Here is a 15967-nt window from a genome sequence, read left to right as displayed (position 1 = left end):
CTCGACCGGCAAATCGCCGGACACGCGGTCCGGCTTTCTCTACGGCTTGCGCTGCTTACTGCGCAGCGACCGCAGCACCACCCTGCTGTTGCAGCAGGATGACCCAGTACTTGGCGATGTCGGCAGCGCCGCCCTTGCCGTTGATGCCCTGGAAGGTCTGGATCGCTTCGGCCTTCTTGCCGGCGCGGGCCTGTGCCATGCCGAGGCGCAGCTTGGCTTCGTCCGGCGCCTTCAGGCCGCCCTTGGCGATACCCTGCTGGATGAAACCGATGCCCTTGTCGGCCTGGCCCATCGTGGCGTAAGCCCAGCCCAGGTTGACGAGGCCGGCGCCGGTCTTGGCCTTGGCGGCGTTCGCTTCACCCGCGGCGATGGTCTTGACGTCGTCGGCGGCCTGCTTGGTTGCCTTGCTGCGCAGCGCGGTATGGGTCTTGGCATCGCTGCCCTTGCCCAGCACGCCGGAGGCGAAGCCGGCGTCCAGCACTTCCTTGGCTTCCGCTGGGAAACCGTCGCGCAGGGCGACTTCGGCCAGGTAGGTATAGTGCTCCGGCGGCATGGCCTTCACGGCAGCCATCTCCAGGCGCAGCATGTCGGCGCCATAGGTCGGCTCATCGAAGCCGGCCTTGCGGGTGATGCCACGGCTCAGCAGGTCCATCCAGAAGTCGTCGTTCGGATAGTACTGCACCAGGTTTTCGAGCGCGAACAGGTAGCTCGCGGTGTCCTTGGCCTTGTTGGCTTCCTGGCCCAGCAGGCGCAGGTCGTTCTCGGCCGGCTTCTGGCCCGCTTTCTTGGCGTCGTTGATGTTCGCCATCAGCATTTCCTTGGCGCCGCCAAAGTTGCCGCTGTTGACCTGGGCGCGCGACAGCGCGGTGCGGACCTTGGCCGGGTCGCCGCCTTCTTTCTGGAAGCGGGTGTACCACTCGACCGCCTTGGCGTAGTTCTTGGCATTGAAGTTGGCGTCGCCCAGTGCCTGGTAATAGTTCAGCTGCTCGGCCGGGGTCAGGCGGCCCGAGTTCAGGATCGCTTCCATGGTCGGCAGCGCGACGGCGTTGTTTTCCGAACCCAGGGCCCAGGACAGCTTCATGCGGTTGATGACGTACTCCTCGTAAGGGGTACGGTTCGGCATGGCTTCGGCCTGGGCGATGCGGTTCTGCACTTCGGTGAAGTTCTTGGCGTCCATCAGCGCCTTGATGGCAGCCGGGTCGAGCAACTTGAACATGTCGGGACGGACGGTGTCCTTCGCGGCTGCCTGCGCGGCGGCAGCCGGCGCGTCGCTCTTCTGCTGCGCGTGGGCGCTGGACACCAGTGCCGGGGCGGAGACGCCGATCGCGGCGAGCATCAGGCAGAGGCGGGCAAGACGGAATTGGGCCATGAATAATCCTTCAATCAAGTCGATAATGGTGAGACATGCATACTCGGCAATATGGCGAGATTGCTATCCCGGCAAAGTGCGCATTGTCCCATAAAACTGCCCTTTTCAGGCTCGGCAATTGTGCCCTAGCGTGCGCGGGAATGCGCGTGCGGTTACATCGCGTTACCGACTTTCGTGCTGGCATCTTCAAAGCCCGGCACCGGACAATGTCCCACCGCCTCGATGTCGCCCGCCAGCCAGTCGATCACGGCATCCAGCGCAGGCGCCGCGAAGCCATAGGTCATCAGGGCGGGGGCGTCGAAGTCGAGCGCCTGGTAGGGATTCCACAGCGCCACGTGCAGGTCGGGGCGCCAGCTGGCGCGGGCTTGCGGGCCGTAGCGGCGGCGCGAGGTCGAGGCCAGGATCGTGAAGCGGCCGTCCTGCGGCAGCGCGCGCCAGTCGAAGGCCTCGGCGTCGGCGAAGGTGACCAGCTCGACCTCATACAGGCGTTCCAGCGCGGCGGCAATCGCCGCTGCCGGCACGCCGGCTTCGGACACGCCGTCGCTGACCACGTCGGCGCGCGCCACCAGGCGCACGCGGCTAGCCCGTGCGGGACGCTGCGGCTGGCCGAGCGCGCTCAGGCCGGCGCGCCAGGCGCGCGCCATCAGGGCGCGGTCGTCGTGCTCGGACAGGTAAGCCACCGGGCCGGCCGGATGCGCGTCCGCCAGTTTCTGCAGGCGTGCCAGGCGCGCCTCGACGTCCGCCAGCGGCAGCACGCCGTCGCGGATCGCCGCCGCGATCGCGTGCACGGTCTCTTCCTGGGTCTCGCGCGACCCGATCGCCATCACCATGTCGGCGCCCGCCGCCAGCGCGTTGACGGCCGCCTGGCCGGCGCTGTAGCGGTGGGCGATCGCATGCATGTCCATGCCGTCGGTGATGATCACGCCTTCATAGCCGAAGCGCTCGCGCAGGATGCCGGTCAGGATGGCGCGCGACATGGTGGCCGGATAGACCGGATCCAGCGCGGGGTAGACGATGTGGGCGGTCATGACTGCAGACGCCTTTGGCGCCGCGATGCGGAAGGGCGCGAATTCGAAGCGCTCCAGTTCCGCCAGCGGCTTGTCCACGGTCGGCAGGTCGCGGTGCGAATCGACGTGGGTGTCGCCGTGGCCGGGGAAGTGCTTGACGCAGCAGGCCACGCCTTCGCTTTCGCTGCCTTCCATCCAGGCCATCGCGATCCGCGCGGCGGTCTCGGGATCGGCGCCGAAGGAGCGCTCGGCGATCACCGGGTTGTGCGGATTGTTGTTCAGGTCCAGCACCGGCGCGAAGTTCCAGTTGAAGCCGAGCGCACGCACCGCGCGCGCCACCGCGGCGCCGACTTCGCGCGCCAGCTGCGCATCGTTGGCCGCACCCAGCGCCATCGCGCTCGGCGGCGCCGGCACCCAGGTCGAGCGCACCACGGCGCCGCCTTCCTGGTCGAGGGCGATCAGGGCCTGCGGCCCCAGCGCGTCGCGCAAGGCGCGGTTGAAGCGCGTCAGCTGGGCCGCGTCCGTCATGTTCTGGCGGAACAGGCAGGCGCCACGCACCTTGTACTGGCGCAGGAAGGCGTCGGTATCGGCATCGAGTTCGGTGCCGAACAGGCGCACCATCATCAGCTGGCCGGCGAGGTCGAGGTAGTTGGTCATCGCTTTGGGCGCTCGGTTGTTCAGTTCGTTTTCGTGACTTTGCTCAGGTGGCGCGGCTTGTCCGGATCGAGGCCGCGCGCCTCCGACAACTGCGCCGCCATCATGTAGAAGGCCTGGATCGCGGCGATCGGGTCGAGGTCGGGGATCGCGGCCGTCGGCAGGCTCAGGTCGCGGCTGGCGATGTCCTGCGGGGCGGCGAGCAGCACGCGCGCGCCGCGGCCGCGCATTTCGTCGGCCAGCGCCACCAGGCCGCTTTGTGCCGGGCCGCGGGTGGCGAAGATCAAGAGCGGATAGCCTTCCTCGATCAGGGCCATCGGGCCGTGCTTGATCTCGGCGCCCGAGAAGGCCTCGGCCTGCAGCGCCGAGGTTTCCTTGAATTTCAGGGCCGACTCCAGCGCCACCGGGAAGCTGATGCCGCGGCCGACCACCATGATGTTGCGGGCCGGGGCCAGCACCTCGATCGCCGGCGACCAGTCGGCCTGGCTGGCGGCGCGCAGCGCATCCGGCAGGGCGGCAATGCCGTCCTTCAGTTCCGGGTCGTTCTGCCATTCGCTCACCAGGCGCGCGCCGGCGACCATGCTGGCGATGAAGCTCTTGGTGGCGGCCACGCTCTGTTCCTTACCCGCGTGCAGGGGCATGGTCCATTCGGCGGCTTGCGCCAGTGGAGAGCTCGCGTCGTTCACCAGGGCCACGGTGGTGGCGCCGCCGTCGCGGAAGTAACGGATCGGCTCGACCACGTCCGGGCTCTGGCCCGACTGCGAGATCGACACCGCCAGGGTGTCGCGCGTGACCAGGGGAGACTTGTACAGGGTGATCAGCGACATCGGCAGCGAGGTCACCAGGCGGCCCATGCGCGCCATGATCAGGTAGGCCAGGTAGCTCGAGGCGTGGTCGGAGCTGCCGCGCGCGACCGTCACCGCGCTGTGGAAGTTGGTGGAGCGTAGCGCGCGGCCTAGTTCCGCATAACGCTCGGCATCCTGCGCCAGCTGTTGCGCGACGCAGTCGCCGGCGGACAGGGCTTCCTGGTACATGAGGGACGTGGGGACGGCGTTCACTGGGCTTCTCCTTCGATATAGACGGCTTTGATGTTCAGGTCGCGGTCGAGGACCACGAAGTCGGCATGGCAGCCGGGCGCCAGGCGGCCGCGCTGGGTTTCGCCGAGGTAGTCGGCGGCATTGGTGGACACGCGCAGGCTGGCTTCTCTCAGCGGCAGGCCGATCTTGACCAGGTTGCGCAGCGCCTGGTCCATGGTGAGGGTGCTGCCGGCCAGGGTGCCGTCGGCCAGGCGTACGCCGCCCATGCACTTGTGGACGACCTGGCGGCCCAGCATGTATTCGCCGTCCGGCATGCCGGCGGCGGCTGTGGAGTCGGTCACGCAGAACAGCTTCGGGATGCAGCGCAGCGCGGTCTTGATCGCGCCCGGGTGCACGTGCAGCAGGTCGGGGATGATCTCGGCGTATTCGGCATGCGCCAGCGCGGCGCCGACCATGCCGGGGTCGCGGTGGTGCAGGCCGGGCATGGCGTTGAACAGGTGGGTGAAGCCGGCCGCGCCATGCTCGAGCGCCTCCACGCCGGTTTCATACGAACCGTTGGTATGGCCGATCTGGACCCGGATGCCGGCGTCGGCGATGGCGCGCAGCAGATCCATGTGGCCGTCGATCTCGGGCGCCACCGTGATCAGGCGCATCGGGGCCTGGTCGTTGAAGCGATTGACTTCGTCGAGCGTGGCTTCGCGCGCATACGGCGGCTGGGCGCCCAGCTTGCCCGAGTTGATGTAGGGGCCTTCCAGGTGCACGCCGAGGATGCGCGCCTCGCCCTTGCCGCGTGCCTTGATCGCGGCGCCGATCGAGGCGAGCGCACGCTCGATGTCCTCGACCGGGGCGGTCATGGTGGTGGCCAGCAGGGCGGTGGTGCCGTGCTTCGCATGCAGGGCCGCGATCACGTGCGGCGCATCGCCGCCTTCCATCATGTCGCGGCCCGCGCCGCCGTGCACGTGAACGTCGATGAAGCCGGGCAGGACGTAGTCGTCGCCGTTCGCGGACGGATCGACTTCGTGGCCGTCGACGGCTTCGATGCGGGCGCCGTGGCTCAGTTCGCCGTGGATCCAGCCGCCGGGGGTGAGGATGTTGCCTTTCATTGTGCTGCTCCTTGTAGGTGGCGCTGGATCATGCGCAGTGCGCCGGCGGCCGAGTCGCCTTGCGCCGGCACGCAGCGCGCCAGCGTGTCGGCCGGCAGCCAGGCGCGCAGGGCCTCGCCCAGGCCGCCGCACAGGGCCAGCGGCAGGGTGTGGCTGCGGTCGAGCGCATCGGCGATGCTGGCCACTTCGCGTCCTGCGTGTTCGAGGATGGCGCGGGCGACCGGGTCGGTCGCGCCGTGGGCGACGACGAAACGCGCCAGGCCGGCATAGGCGGTCTGGTTGGCGCGGCCGAGCCAGACTTGCACCGCGTCGCGCGAGCCGCCACAGAAGGCGATGACGTCGCGCGCGAAGGCGCGGCCTTCGACGCGGCCGTCGAGTACCTGTTCGATGTGGTTCAGTGCGCGCAGCCCCATCCAGGCGCCGCTCGCTTCATCCCCAGCCGGGAAACCCCAGCCGCCGACTTCGACTTTGCTGCCGTCCGCCAGCATGGCTTCGCCGACGCTGCCGGTGCCGATCGCGACGATCGCGCCGGGGCGGCCGCCGTGGGCGCCCATCAGGGTGGTGAAACCGTCGGTGTCGAGGGCCAGGGCCGCGTAGCCCGGATTGGCGGCGACGAACTGGGCCGCCCATTCCTTGTTGTGCACACCGGCCAGGCCGAGGCCGATGGCGCAGGCATGCGTGGGCACGCGGTCGATGCCGAGTGTGGAGAAGGCTTCGGCGACGACGCCCTGGATGGTGGTCCAGGCATTGTCGATGCCGCGCGACAGGGCCGAGGGGCCGCCGGTCGCCTGGGCGATTTCAGTACCGTCGGGACGGGCCAGGCGCACGCGGGTGCCGGTACCGCCGCCATCGACGCCGATGAGATAGTCGGTCATGGTGTAAGTGTTCTGCCGGGGAGGTCAGCGCACTATAGGCAGGCGGTACAGCGATGTCAACAGGTATTTAACTGGTATGCAAACATCCTATGCAGGAATAGCTCAATGGCCGCGACTTATTTGCATAAGCCATTGATTTTGCAAATCCTTTATTGGTATGTGAATTGGTATGGTCACTCGGCGTGGCGGCTGCCGCTGCGGTCCACCACAAGCAGCTGGCCGTCGCCGCGGGATGCCCGAGCGGTGACGTTCACTGTCGCATTCGCCGGCCCGGTTACCGCGATGTCGGCGCGCGCGGCGTTCAGTCGCCGGCCGTCGAGGCCGCCCGAACCGCTGAGCCGGGCCTTGACCAGGTCGACCTTGCCCCCGACCCTGGCGGCGCCCGGTCCGGTGATCTTGAGCAGCAGGCGCTTGCCTTCGATATTCGCGTCCAGGCCGCCCGAGCCGTGCAGCTCGGCGTCCAGGGTGTCCGACACGGTGGCCAGTTCGATGCCGCCCGGGCCGCGCGCCTTGACGGTGGCGCGCTTCACCTCCAGGCCTCCGGCGTCCAGGTCGCCCGAGCCGCTCACTTCGGCGGTCAGCTCGCCGATGCTGCCGCTCAGGGTGGCGCTGCCGGGCCCGCCGAGGCGGACCATGGCGCTGGCTGCCTGCAGGCCGCTGGCCTGCAGCTCGCCCGAGCCCTGTACTTCGGCGTCGAATTTCCTGATGTTGCCGGCCACGCAGGCATTGCCCGGGCCGTGCTGGACCGTCGATGCCGCCTCGGCCGCGAGCGCGCAGGCTTCGAAGTCGCCCGAGCCGCTGATCTCGGCGCGCAATTCACGTGCGCTGCCCGACAGCTTCATGCCGCCGGGGCCGCTCATGCGCGCGTTCAGGCGCGCCAGGCGCAGCGCGTCGGCGTCGAGGTCGCCCGAGCCGCTCAGCGTGGCCGTCAGTTCGTTACCGACGCCGGACAGGCGCACATCGCCCGGCCCCGACATGGTCAGCTCGACATTGGCCGCCTTCAGGCGGTGCAGGTCGAGGTCGCCGCTGCCGCTGGCGCGCACCGCCAGTTCGCGCACCGCGCCGGCCGCCTGCAGGTCGCCCGGACCGTCGACGCTGAGGCTGAAGCGCTCGCCCGCCAGCTGGCTCAGGTCGACGTCGCCGCTGCCCGAGATCCTGAGGCTCTTGAGCTGGCTGGCGGTGATGGTGATGGTCGGGGTCTCGCGCTTGCCCCAGCTGAAGTGGAAGCCGTTGCGCTGCAGCGGACGCACCACCAGGGTGTCGCCGCGCACGAAGGTCTCGATCTCGTCGAGCTGCTTGCGCTCGCCCGACAGCGCGAGCGACTGGCGGCCCTGGGCGCGCACCACGACGTCGTAGGGACCCGCCAGTTCGATGGCGCTGAAGGGCTGGACGCTGCGCTGCTGCGAGACCGTGCCGGCCGGCGCTTCGGCATGGCTGGCCTGGGTGGCGAGGAAGCCGGCGGCGATGGTGGCGGCGAGGAGGGCGGGCTTGAGGACGGTGTTCATGTTCTTGTTGTCGGTAAAGGCATCGGGAGCCTGAACCATAAGCCAGGGCGCCGGACCGCGCTTGCGGAAACCGACGGAAGCACGAAAACGGGGGACGAAATGCACATCCGCAGGATGAAGCGCAGCGTCATTCCGGCCGGAACCATGTTGGCATGCGCGGCGGCTTTGGATTAGCCTGTTTGTCCCGCTATTGACACGTATAAACGGCCTGATGAGTTACAGGGAACAAGCGCAGGCATTGGCCGCCATCGGCGACCTGGTTGTGACACACGAGCTCGGCTTGCGGCCGGTCCGCACGCCCGAGCTCGCGGCTGAAAACCGGGAGCTGGCCGCGCTTGCCCTGGACCTGGCGCAGCAGCCGGACGGGGTGCCGGCACGCCTCGAGCAAGTACTGCGCACGCTGTGCCGCTGCGACGCTGCCGGCACCAGCCTGCCGGAGCCGCAGGACGGTGGCTTCGACTGGCGCGCGGCGAGCGGCAAGGCGCCCATGCTGCTGCGCGATGCGGCCCGCGCCTTTCCCTTCCTGCACAGCGATCGGCAGCAGCCGGCTGAAATGCTGCTGCTGCCCTGGAGCATCGAGGGCGAAGCCGACGGCGTGCTGTGGGTGGCCAGCCATGATCCGGCGCGCAGTTTCGACGCCGAGGATGCGCGCTTGCTGCGCAGCCTGGCCGGCTTCGCCGCCGCAGCGCAGCGCGCCGGCGCAGCCGAGGTGGCGCTGCGCGAAAGCGAGGGGCGCTTCCGGGTGCTGGCCGAAGCCTCGCCGGCGCTGACCTTCCAGCTCGACCAACAGGGCCAGGTCAGCTATGCCAACCGGCGCAGCGTCGAGAAGCTGAGACTGCAGGTGGGGACCGGGCCGGATCAGGGCTGGGGCGCGCTGCTGCATCCGGACGATGGGCCGCGCTACGTCGAACAGGTGCGGAGCGCGATCGCCAACCGCATGCCCGTCCGGCAGCGCGTGCGGGCCCGCGCCGCCGACAGCCGCTGGCACTGGTTCGAGAGCCATTTGGCGCCGCTGTTCGGCGCCGGCGGTGCCTATCGCGGCCACGTCGGCATCTCGATCGACGTCACCGGGGCGGTGCAGGCGGAGCAGGCGCTGCGCGAGGCCGACCGCCGCAAGGACGAGTTCCTGGCTACCCTGGCGCACGAGCTGCGCAACCCGCTGGCGCCGATCAGCAACGCCGTGCACCTGCTGCGCCGGCCGGACGGGCGCCGCACGGCCGACCGCATGGTCGAGATGGTGGGGCGCCAGGTGCGCCAGATGGTGCGCCTGGTGGACGACCTGATGGATGTCTCGCGCATCACCCAGGGCAAGCTGGAACTGCGCCGCGAACCCCTGTCCCTGGCCGAGGTCCTGTCGATGGCGGTCGAGACCAGCATGCCGGCGATCGAGGCCGGACGCCACGAACTGACCGTCTCGCTGCCGGAAGAAACCCTGGTGCTCGAGGCCGACAAGGTCAGGCTGACCCAGGTTTTCGGCAATATGCTCAACAACGCGGCCAGGTACACCGACCGCGGCGGCCGCATCTGGCTCGCGGCCTGGCGCGAGGGAGAGCAGGTGGTGGTGTCGGTGCGCGATTCCGGCATCGGCATCCCGGCCGCCAAGCTGCCCCACGTGTTCGAGATGTTCTCGCAAGCCCACCGCGACAGCGCGCGCGGACAGGCCGGCCTGGGCATCGGGCTGACCATGGTGCGCAGCCTGGTCGAGCTGCACGGGGGCAGCGTCGAGGCGCGCAGCGAAGGGTCGGGGCGCGGCAGCGAATTCATCGTCCGCCTGCCCCTGGCCGAGACGCCGCAGGCGCTGCCGCAACTGCCGGCCGGCGCCGCCGACGCGCCGCTGGAAGGGCGGCGCATCCTGGTGGTGGACGACAATGGCGACGCCGCCGAATCGCTGGCCCTGCTGCTGGAGTCGTCCGGCGCCGAGGTGCGTACCGCCAGGGACGGGCCCGCGGGGCTCGCGCTGGCGCGCGAATTCGTGCCGCATGCGGTCCTGCTCGACCTGGGCATGCCCGGCATGGACGGTTTCGACGTGGCGCGCCGCCTGCGCGCCGAGCCGCGCCACGCGGGGCTGGCGATCATCGCCCTGACCGGCTGGGGCCAGGAGGAAGACCGGCGCCGGACCCGGGACAGCGGCTTCGACCGGCACCTGACCAAGCCGGTGGATGTCGGGCAGCTGCTCGACATCCTGGTGCGGGTCAGGCCGCAGGCGGCCGCCTAGGCGGACCGGCTGTGGTTGAGCCGCAACAGCGGCGCTTGCCGGGCGCGTGGCCGCGCAGCGGCCTGCGGTGTCATAATGCGGGCATGGAAGGAGAACTCCCGTGATTCGCTATATGGGCACACGCAAGAACGAGGACGGCGCTGCCGTCTACGTCTTTCTCGTCAACGGCATGCAGAAGGAAGTGCGCGAGCATGCGCTCAAGCAGCATCCTGGCTGCTATGAAGCCCTGCCGGCCACGGTCAAGGCCCAGATCGCGGCCAACCGCGCCTGGCTGTCCAGGCTGTAGGCGCCGTGCGACGTTCCCGACTGGCGCCCGGCGCCGTGCTGGCTGCCGCGCTCGCGGCTCCTGGTCTGCCGGCCCAAGCCATGCCCTCGACCTTCAGCCAGGTCGTCGGCAACGCGCTGCTGTGCCGCAGCCACCTCGACAACCGTAGTTTCCACGATTACCTGAGCACGTCCTTCGGTCCGGCCTACAAGCGCGAGGGCGGGGCCTGGTGGTTCCGGGTCGAGGCCACGCTGTGGGGCGCGGAAGTGAAGGAAGTCATGGTCAGCGACGACAGCAGCGAGCTGGTCTTCATTGCCGCCGTGACCGACAGCACCCCGGAAGCGCTGGAAGGCGCGATCCGCAGCGGCGCCGGCACCGCCTTCCAGGCGGCCGACACCTCGCCCTTTCCCTTGCGCGTCTCGAAGCTGGGCAGCACGATCGCTTACGTGAATGACAAAAGCAAGATATATTGCGTAAAGTACAAATCGCAGCCGCCCCGCTAGCTCCCCGTTTTACTTGCTCATGTACAACCACTATTTCCACCTGAAGGGCGCCCCCTTCTCGATCGCGCCCGATCCGCGCTACCTGTTCATGAGCGAGCGCCACCGCGAGGCCTTGGCGCACCTGCTCTATGGTATCGGCAGCGGCGGCGGCTTCGTCCTGCTGACCGGCGAGATCGGGGCCGGCAAGACCACGGTCTGCCGCTGTTTCATCGAGCAGATTCCCGAGAATTGCCGGCTGGCCTATATCTTCAATCCGCGCCTGAGCGTCGAGGAACTGCTGCTGAGCGTGTGCGACGAGCTGCGTATCGAGTTGCCGCCGGCCGCCACCCACATCGGCCTGAAGGGCTACGTCGACGCCATCAACCGCTACCTGCTCGAATCGCACGCGCAGGGGCTGAACAACGTGCTGGTGATCGACGAGGCGCAAAACCTGTCGGCCGAGGTGCTCGAACAGCTGCGCCTGCTGACCAACCTCGAGACCAGCGAGCGCAAGCTGCTGCAGATCATCCTGATCGGCCAGCCCGAGCTGCGCGCCATGCTGGCGCGTCCGGAGCTGGAACAGCTGGCCCAGCGCGTGATCGCGCGCTACCACCTGGGACCGCTGTCGGAGGCCGAGACCGGCGCCTACGTCGCGCACCGGCTGGCGGTAGCGGGCGCCGGCGGCACACCGTTCCCGCCCGCGCTGACGCCGCTGATCCATGCGCTGACGCAGGGCGTCCCGCGCCGCATCAACCTGCTGTGCGACCGCGCGCTGCTCGGCGCCTACGTCGAGAACAGCCCGCAGGCGACGCGCGCCATCCTCAAGAAGGCGGCCGCCGAGGTCTTCGCCGGCGAGCCGTCCGCGCCGCGCCGCCTGCGCCTGCCGCTGGTGGCGGGCGGGGTGCTGGCGGCGGCCGCCGTCAGCGCGGCAGCCTGGCAGGCGCTGCCGGCGCGTTCGCCGGCGCCGCCGGTACCAGCCTCAGCACCTGCCAAGGCCGCGCCGGCCGCCGCGCTCGTCAGCCCGTCGAAGGTCCCGCCGGTGCGGGCCGATCAAGCCGATGCCTTGCGCGAACTGGCGGCCCTATGGGGACAGCCGCTGGCCGGGGAGCCTTGTGAAGCGGCGCTGCGCCTGGACCTGCGCTGCCACCAGGGCCGCGGCGGCCTGTACGAACTGCGCATGCTCGACCGTCCGGCCGTCGTCACCCTGCACGACGGCCCGCGCACCGGCTATGCCGTGCTGTCCGCGCTGGACGGCAACAGCGTCACCCTGAGCGCCGGCGCGCGCCGCGAGCAGATCGACCTGGCCAGCTTCGTGGCCCGCTTCGGCGGCGAGTTCACGACCTTCTGGCGCATGCCGCGTACTTTCCGCGACGAGCTGGCCGAGGGCGACCGCGGCCTCGATGTCGACTGGCTGGGCAGCCGCCTGGCCCAGCTGAACGGGACCGCGGCGCCGCAGGCCGGCAGCCCCTTCGACGCCCACACCCGTGAATGGCTGCGGCGTTTCCAGGCCGCGCAGAACCTGAAGGCGGACGGCCTGGCCGGTCCGCGCACCTATATGCGCCTGAACCAGCTTTCCGGCGTGCCCGAGCCGCGCCTGCTGGCGCGCGCCGCGACAGGAAAATAAGGCATGTCCTACATCCTCGAAGCCCTCAAGAAGGCACAGGCGGAGCGCCAGCTCGGCAACGCCCCGACCATCCACGCACCGGCGCCGGGCTATACGGCCGGCGTGACCCGCAGCACCCGCAATCCGCTGATGGTCGGCATCGTCGCCGGCAGCATCGTCGTGGCGCTCGGCGCGCTGTTCCTGCTGCGCCAGCCTGCACCCGCCCCCGCGCCGGCACTGCAGGTGGCGAGTGCGCCGGCGCCCGTGCCTGCACCTGCGCCGGTAGCCGCACCCGTTCCGCCGCCGGTGAAGCCGGAGCCGCCGCCGGCTCTTCCCAAACCCGCCGCCAAGCCAGCGGCGCCTGCCGTCAAGCCGGCGCCGGCGCCGCGCGCCGAACCGGTCGAGGCAGTGGCGGAGGCGCCCCTTCCCGTCGCAGCCGCGCCGGCGCCCGAGGACGGTATCGGCGCGCTGCAATCGCTGCCGGAAGCGGTGCAGCGCGAGGTTCCGAAGGTGGCCTTCGGCGGCTACATCTATTCGCCGAACCCGGCCGAGCGCCTGCTGCTGGTCGACAAGATGCTGCGCCGCGAAGGCGAGGAAGTCGCGCCGGGGCTGGTGCTGGAGCGCCTGCTGCCGAAGGCGGCGATCATGAATTTCCGTGGCTACCGCTACCGTGTCGCTTACTGAGCGCGGGCGGGTGCTGGGCGTGGTCGGCTGGTCCGGCAGCGGCAAGACTTCGCTGCTGGAAGAGCTGATCAAGCGGCTGGCGGAGCAGGGGCTGCGGGTCAACGTCGTCAAGCACAGCCACCACGACGTCGAGCTCGAACCGCCGCGCAAGGACAGCGCGCGCCTGCGCATGGCCGGCGCGGCCGAGGTGATGCTGGCCTCGCCCTACCGCGTCGCCATCCTGCGCGAACTGCGCGGGGCGGCCGAACCGTCGTTGGCGGAGCACCTGGCCCGCCTGGCGCCGGCCGACCTGACCCTGGTGGAAGGCTACAAGTGGGAGCGCATGCCCAAGCTGGAGGTGTTCCGCCCCAGCCTGGGCAAGCCGGCGCTGTATCCGGAGGATGCCGACATCCTCGCCGTGGTCTCGGACACGCTGCCGCCGGGCGGGGAGGGTGGTCCGGCATGGCTGGACCTGAATGATCCGGATCAGGTCATGGCATGGCTGGAGAAATGGATGCGCCTGGAGGCCTAAAGTTCTCGCGCGGGCTGCCGTAAAAAGGGGATACGCCTTAATGGGAGAACGACATGGATGTGTCCACCATCGCCAAGCTGTCCACCAGCATCGCCGAAACCGGTAACCGCCAGGATGTGAGCCTGGCCGTGTTCAAGAAGGCCCAGCAGATCCAGGAAGCGACCGCCACCCAGCTGCTCGAAGCCCTGCCGGCCGTGCAGTCGGCGAATTTGCCGGCGCATCTGGGGAACAAGATCAATACGACGGCCTGAGAGTCGGCCCGCGGCTTGCATCTTTCCCCCGCCTGATAAATACTGGCGCCTTCACCCAGCCAGGAGTAAGCCGCATGACCCACCGCCACGCCCTGATTGCCGCCGCCCTCGCCGGCGTCTGCGCCCACGCCGCCGCCCAGGACCAGATGGGCGTGCCGAAGGCCGACCAGGAGGCCTGCTACGGCGTGGCCAAGGCCGGCCAGAACGATTGCGGCACCGCCACCCACGGCTGCGCCGGCGTCGCCAAGGCCGACAATGACCCGAACGAGTGGAAGTTCGTCGCCAAGGGCACTTGCACCAAGCTGGGCGGTTCGCTGGAGGCCGGTAAGCCCGCCCAGGACAAGGCCGAGCCGGCCAAGACCGAAGCCAAGAAGTAAGACCATGACTGCCCCAGGCGTGGGGCTGCGCGCGCCGCACTACCGCGCCTTCCTGGAACAGCGCCCGGCGATCGGCTTCATCGAGGTCCACAGCGAAAACTACCTTGCCCGCGCCGGCTGGGACTGGCATGTCCTCGGCGAACTGCGCCGTGACTACCCGGTCAGCCTGCATGGCGTCGGGCTCGGCCTCGGCTCGGCCCGCGGCTTTTCCGATGCCCACCTGGAACGCGTGCGCGCCCTGGCCGAGGCGGTCGATCCCTTCCTCGTTTCCGAACACCTGAGCTGGGGTGCGCTGGCCGACCGCCAGCTCAACGACCTGCTGCCGCTGACCCTCGATGAAGCCGCCCTGGCGCTGCTGTGCGAACGGGTCGACCGGGTGCAGAACCTGCTGGGGCGCCGCCTGCTGGTCGAGAACGTCTCGACCTATGTGCGTTTCCGCGCCGACAGCATGAGCGAGGCCGCCTTCCTGGCCGAACTGGCGCGCCATACCGGCTGCGGCATCCTGCTCGACGTCAACAATCTCTACGTCAACCAGCACAACCACGGCGAAGACGCGCAGGCCGCGATCGCCGCGCTGCCCGTGGGCAGCGTCGGTGAGATCCATCTTGCCGGCCACCTGCACACGCCGCTGGCCCTGGTCGACCACCACGGCGCCGCGGTGGCCGAGCCGGTCTGGGCCTTGTACCGCGCCGCGCTGCAGCGCTTCGGCCGGCTGCCTTCCCTGGTCGAATGGGACGCCGACCTGCCGCCGCTCGCGGTCCTGGTGGCGGAGGCGGCGAAGGCCGGGGCGATCGCGCAGGACTATCCCGTGCCTGGCGGTGTACCGGCCATCCGGACTCCCTTGCCGCCGGCGGGATCGAGCGAGGCCCTCGCCACGCTCCAGCAGCAATTCGGCGCCGCCCTGTTCGACCGCCGGCAGGAAGCCGCCTTGCAGCCCCTGCTCGGCGCGGGTGGGGTGGAGCGGCTGGCGCTGTACCGCGGCAACCTGGCGGCCGGCTGGGAGCGCGCCCTCGGCGAAGCCTGTCCGGTCCTGCGCCAGCTGGTGGGAGAAGAGTTTTTCGCAGGCCTGGCGCGCGCCTACGGCAAGGCATCGCCCTCGCAGGACCCCGACCTGGCCGGCTTCGGCGCGCGCTTCGCCGGTTTCCTGGCCGGATTCGCACCAAGCGCGGCCTATCCCTACCTGCCCGATATGGCGCGCCTCGAGTGGGCCGTCCACCGCGCTTATCTGGCGCCGGACCAGGCGCCGCTCGGGATCGATGCGCTGGCGGGGATGGCGCCGGAAGCCCTCGATACCGCCCGTTTCACCCTGCATCCCACGGCGAGCCTGCTGCACAGCCGCTGGGCCGTGGCCGCCCTGTGGCAGGCGCACCAGCCGGGCGGCCCGGCCCTGCCGGCGAAGGTGGATGCGCCGTGCACGCTACTTGTCGTGCGGCGCGGCTGGCGGGTGGAGGTGGTGGAACTGGAAGCGCCTGAAGCGGCGGCCCTTGCGCAGCTGGTGGCGGGCGCCAGCTTTGGCGAGGCCATCGATGCCGCGCTGGAACTCGAGGCGGCGCCCGACATCGGCACCATGCTGCAGGGCTGGTTCAGGCTCGGCCTTGTCGCCGCGATTGCGGCGGACGAATAGGTTCTTAGTGGAAAGCGCGCAGGATGCGCTGTTCACCGGTCCGGTCGCAGAAACGTTCGTTGGCGGCGCGGGTAGCGGCCATCATGCGCTCGAGCTGGGCGTCTTCGAAACGCGCCAGCTCCTCGTTCGCCGCTTCCAGCGCCAGCGCCAGCTTGGCGCGGGCGTTCTGGTACAGCACACTGGTGTAATGATCGGTGTTTTTCAGCAGCTCTTCCGCGTTCTCGATGACGAGACGCAGGTCTCCGATGAGCTGCTCCTGGGATTGGGCGCGGTTCGGGGTTTCCATCGCTTCACCTTTGGCCGGTTGATTTAAGTCGACTCTGACGACTTAAAATATAAACAAGGAAGCCCCGCTCTGTTTGTTAGCGCGCAAACATAAGCCCGCTGTTTTAGCCCACCCTTTAC

Annotated in this window: 16 protein-coding genes; 9 read left to right on the top strand and 7 right to left on the bottom strand. The window is 69.5% G+C overall.

All coding sequences use genetic code 11. From position 1 onward, the window contains the following. Window positions 1–55: 55 nt before the first annotated feature. The 6 genes from AC56LK_RS17875 to AC56LK_RS17850 all read right to left on the bottom strand — a co-directional run bounded on the left by AC56LK_RS17875 (window position 56) and on the right by AC56LK_RS17850 (window position 7550). Window positions 56–1369, bottom strand: coding sequence for a tetratricopeptide repeat protein (locus AC56LK_RS17875; protein WP_497185831.1), 1314 nt, complete (start codon window positions 1367–1369; stop codon window positions 56–58). A 152-nt stretch (window positions 1370–1521) separates the two neighbouring features. Further along, window positions 1522–3033, bottom strand: a complete 1512-nt coding sequence (gene nagZ, locus AC56LK_RS17870; protein WP_497185830.1) for a beta-N-acetylhexosaminidase — start codon at window positions 3031–3033, stop codon at window positions 1522–1524. Between the two features lie 20 nt (window positions 3034–3053). Continuing rightward, a complete protein-coding gene (locus AC56LK_RS17865; protein WP_497185892.1) occupies window positions 3054–4064 on the bottom strand; it encodes an SIS domain-containing protein in 1011 nt (336 codons plus the stop codon). 20 nt (window positions 4065–4084) lie between these two features. Beyond that, on the bottom strand, window positions 4085–5170 hold the full coding sequence (gene nagA / locus AC56LK_RS17860) for an N-acetylglucosamine-6-phosphate deacetylase (protein ID WP_497185829.1): 1086 nt from the start codon (window positions 5168–5170) through the stop codon (window positions 4085–4087). Next, on the bottom strand, window positions 5167–6045 hold the full coding sequence (locus tag AC56LK_RS17855) for a glucosamine kinase nucleotide-binding domain-containing protein (protein ID WP_497185828.1): 879 nt from the start codon (window positions 6043–6045) through the stop codon (window positions 5167–5169). Before AC56LK_RS17855 ends, nagA begins: the two co-directional genes overlap by 4 nt. Window positions 6046–6218: 173 nt before the next feature. Beyond that, window positions 6219–7550, bottom strand: coding sequence for a head GIN domain-containing protein (locus AC56LK_RS17850; protein ID WP_497185827.1), 1332 nt, complete (start codon window positions 7548–7550; stop codon window positions 6219–6221). A gap of 211 nt (window positions 7551–7761) precedes the next feature. Here AC56LK_RS17850 and AC56LK_RS17845 point away from each other — a divergent pair, with 211 nt between their 5' ends. The 9 genes from AC56LK_RS17845 (at window position 7762) to bufB (ending at window position 15562) form a co-directional block, all read left to right on the top strand. Then, window positions 7762–9765 carry a hybrid sensor histidine kinase/response regulator gene (locus AC56LK_RS17845; RefSeq protein WP_497185826.1) on the top strand — a complete coding sequence of 668 codons (2004 nt, stop codon included), beginning with the start codon at window positions 7762–7764 and terminating at the stop codon, window positions 9763–9765. 100 nt (window positions 9766–9865) lie between these two features. Then, window positions 9866–10051 (top strand): hypothetical protein, encoded by a 186-nt coding sequence (locus tag AC56LK_RS17840; protein WP_436107067.1) that lies wholly within the window; start codon window positions 9866–9868, stop codon window positions 10049–10051. Between the two features lie 5 nt (window positions 10052–10056). Further along, on the top strand, window positions 10057–10533 hold the full coding sequence (locus tag AC56LK_RS17835; RefSeq protein WP_497185825.1) for a hypothetical protein: 477 nt from the start codon (window positions 10057–10059) through the stop codon (window positions 10531–10533). A gap of 19 nt (window positions 10534–10552) precedes the next feature. Next, entirely contained in the window at window positions 10553–12136 is a 1584-nt protein-coding gene (locus AC56LK_RS17830) for an AAA family ATPase (protein WP_497185824.1), read from the top strand. A gap of 3 nt (window positions 12137–12139) precedes the next feature. Beyond that, on the top strand, window positions 12140–12799 hold the full coding sequence (locus AC56LK_RS17825; RefSeq protein ID WP_497185823.1) for a general secretion pathway protein GspB: 660 nt from the start codon (window positions 12140–12142) through the stop codon (window positions 12797–12799). Beyond that, on the top strand, window positions 12771–13310 hold the full coding sequence (mobB, locus tag AC56LK_RS17820) for a molybdopterin-guanine dinucleotide biosynthesis protein B (RefSeq protein ID WP_497185822.1): 540 nt from the start codon (window positions 12771–12773) through the stop codon (window positions 13308–13310). Before AC56LK_RS17825 ends, mobB begins: the two co-directional genes overlap by 29 nt. Window positions 13311–13363: 53 nt before the next feature. Beyond that, window positions 13364–13561 carry a YjfB family protein gene (locus AC56LK_RS17815; protein ID WP_497185821.1) on the top strand — a complete coding sequence of 66 codons (198 nt, stop codon included), beginning with the start codon at window positions 13364–13366 and terminating at the stop codon, window positions 13559–13561. Window positions 13562–13635: 74 nt separating this feature from the next. Further along, window positions 13636–13938 (top strand): BufA1 family periplasmic bufferin-type metallophore, encoded by a 303-nt coding sequence (locus AC56LK_RS17810; RefSeq protein ID WP_497185820.1) that lies wholly within the window; start codon window positions 13636–13638, stop codon window positions 13936–13938. A gap of 4 nt (window positions 13939–13942) precedes the next feature. Beyond that, window positions 13943–15562, top strand: a complete 1620-nt coding sequence (gene bufB, locus AC56LK_RS17805; RefSeq protein ID WP_497185819.1) for an MNIO family bufferin maturase — start codon at window positions 13943–13945, stop codon at window positions 15560–15562. A 4-nt stretch (window positions 15563–15566) separates the two neighbouring features. On the opposite strand, the gene AC56LK_RS17800 is transcribed toward bufB, so the two are convergent. Continuing rightward, window positions 15567–15848 carry a DUF883 family protein gene (locus AC56LK_RS17800; protein ID WP_497185818.1) on the bottom strand — a complete coding sequence of 94 codons (282 nt, stop codon included), beginning with the start codon at window positions 15846–15848 and terminating at the stop codon, window positions 15567–15569. Between the last annotated feature and the right edge of the window lie 119 nt (window positions 15849–15967).

The organism is Telluria sp. ZB4P36 (genome assembly GCF_059685865.1).
Note: the sequence above shows the minus strand (reverse complement) of the source record. Positions and strands in the feature narration are given on the sequence as shown.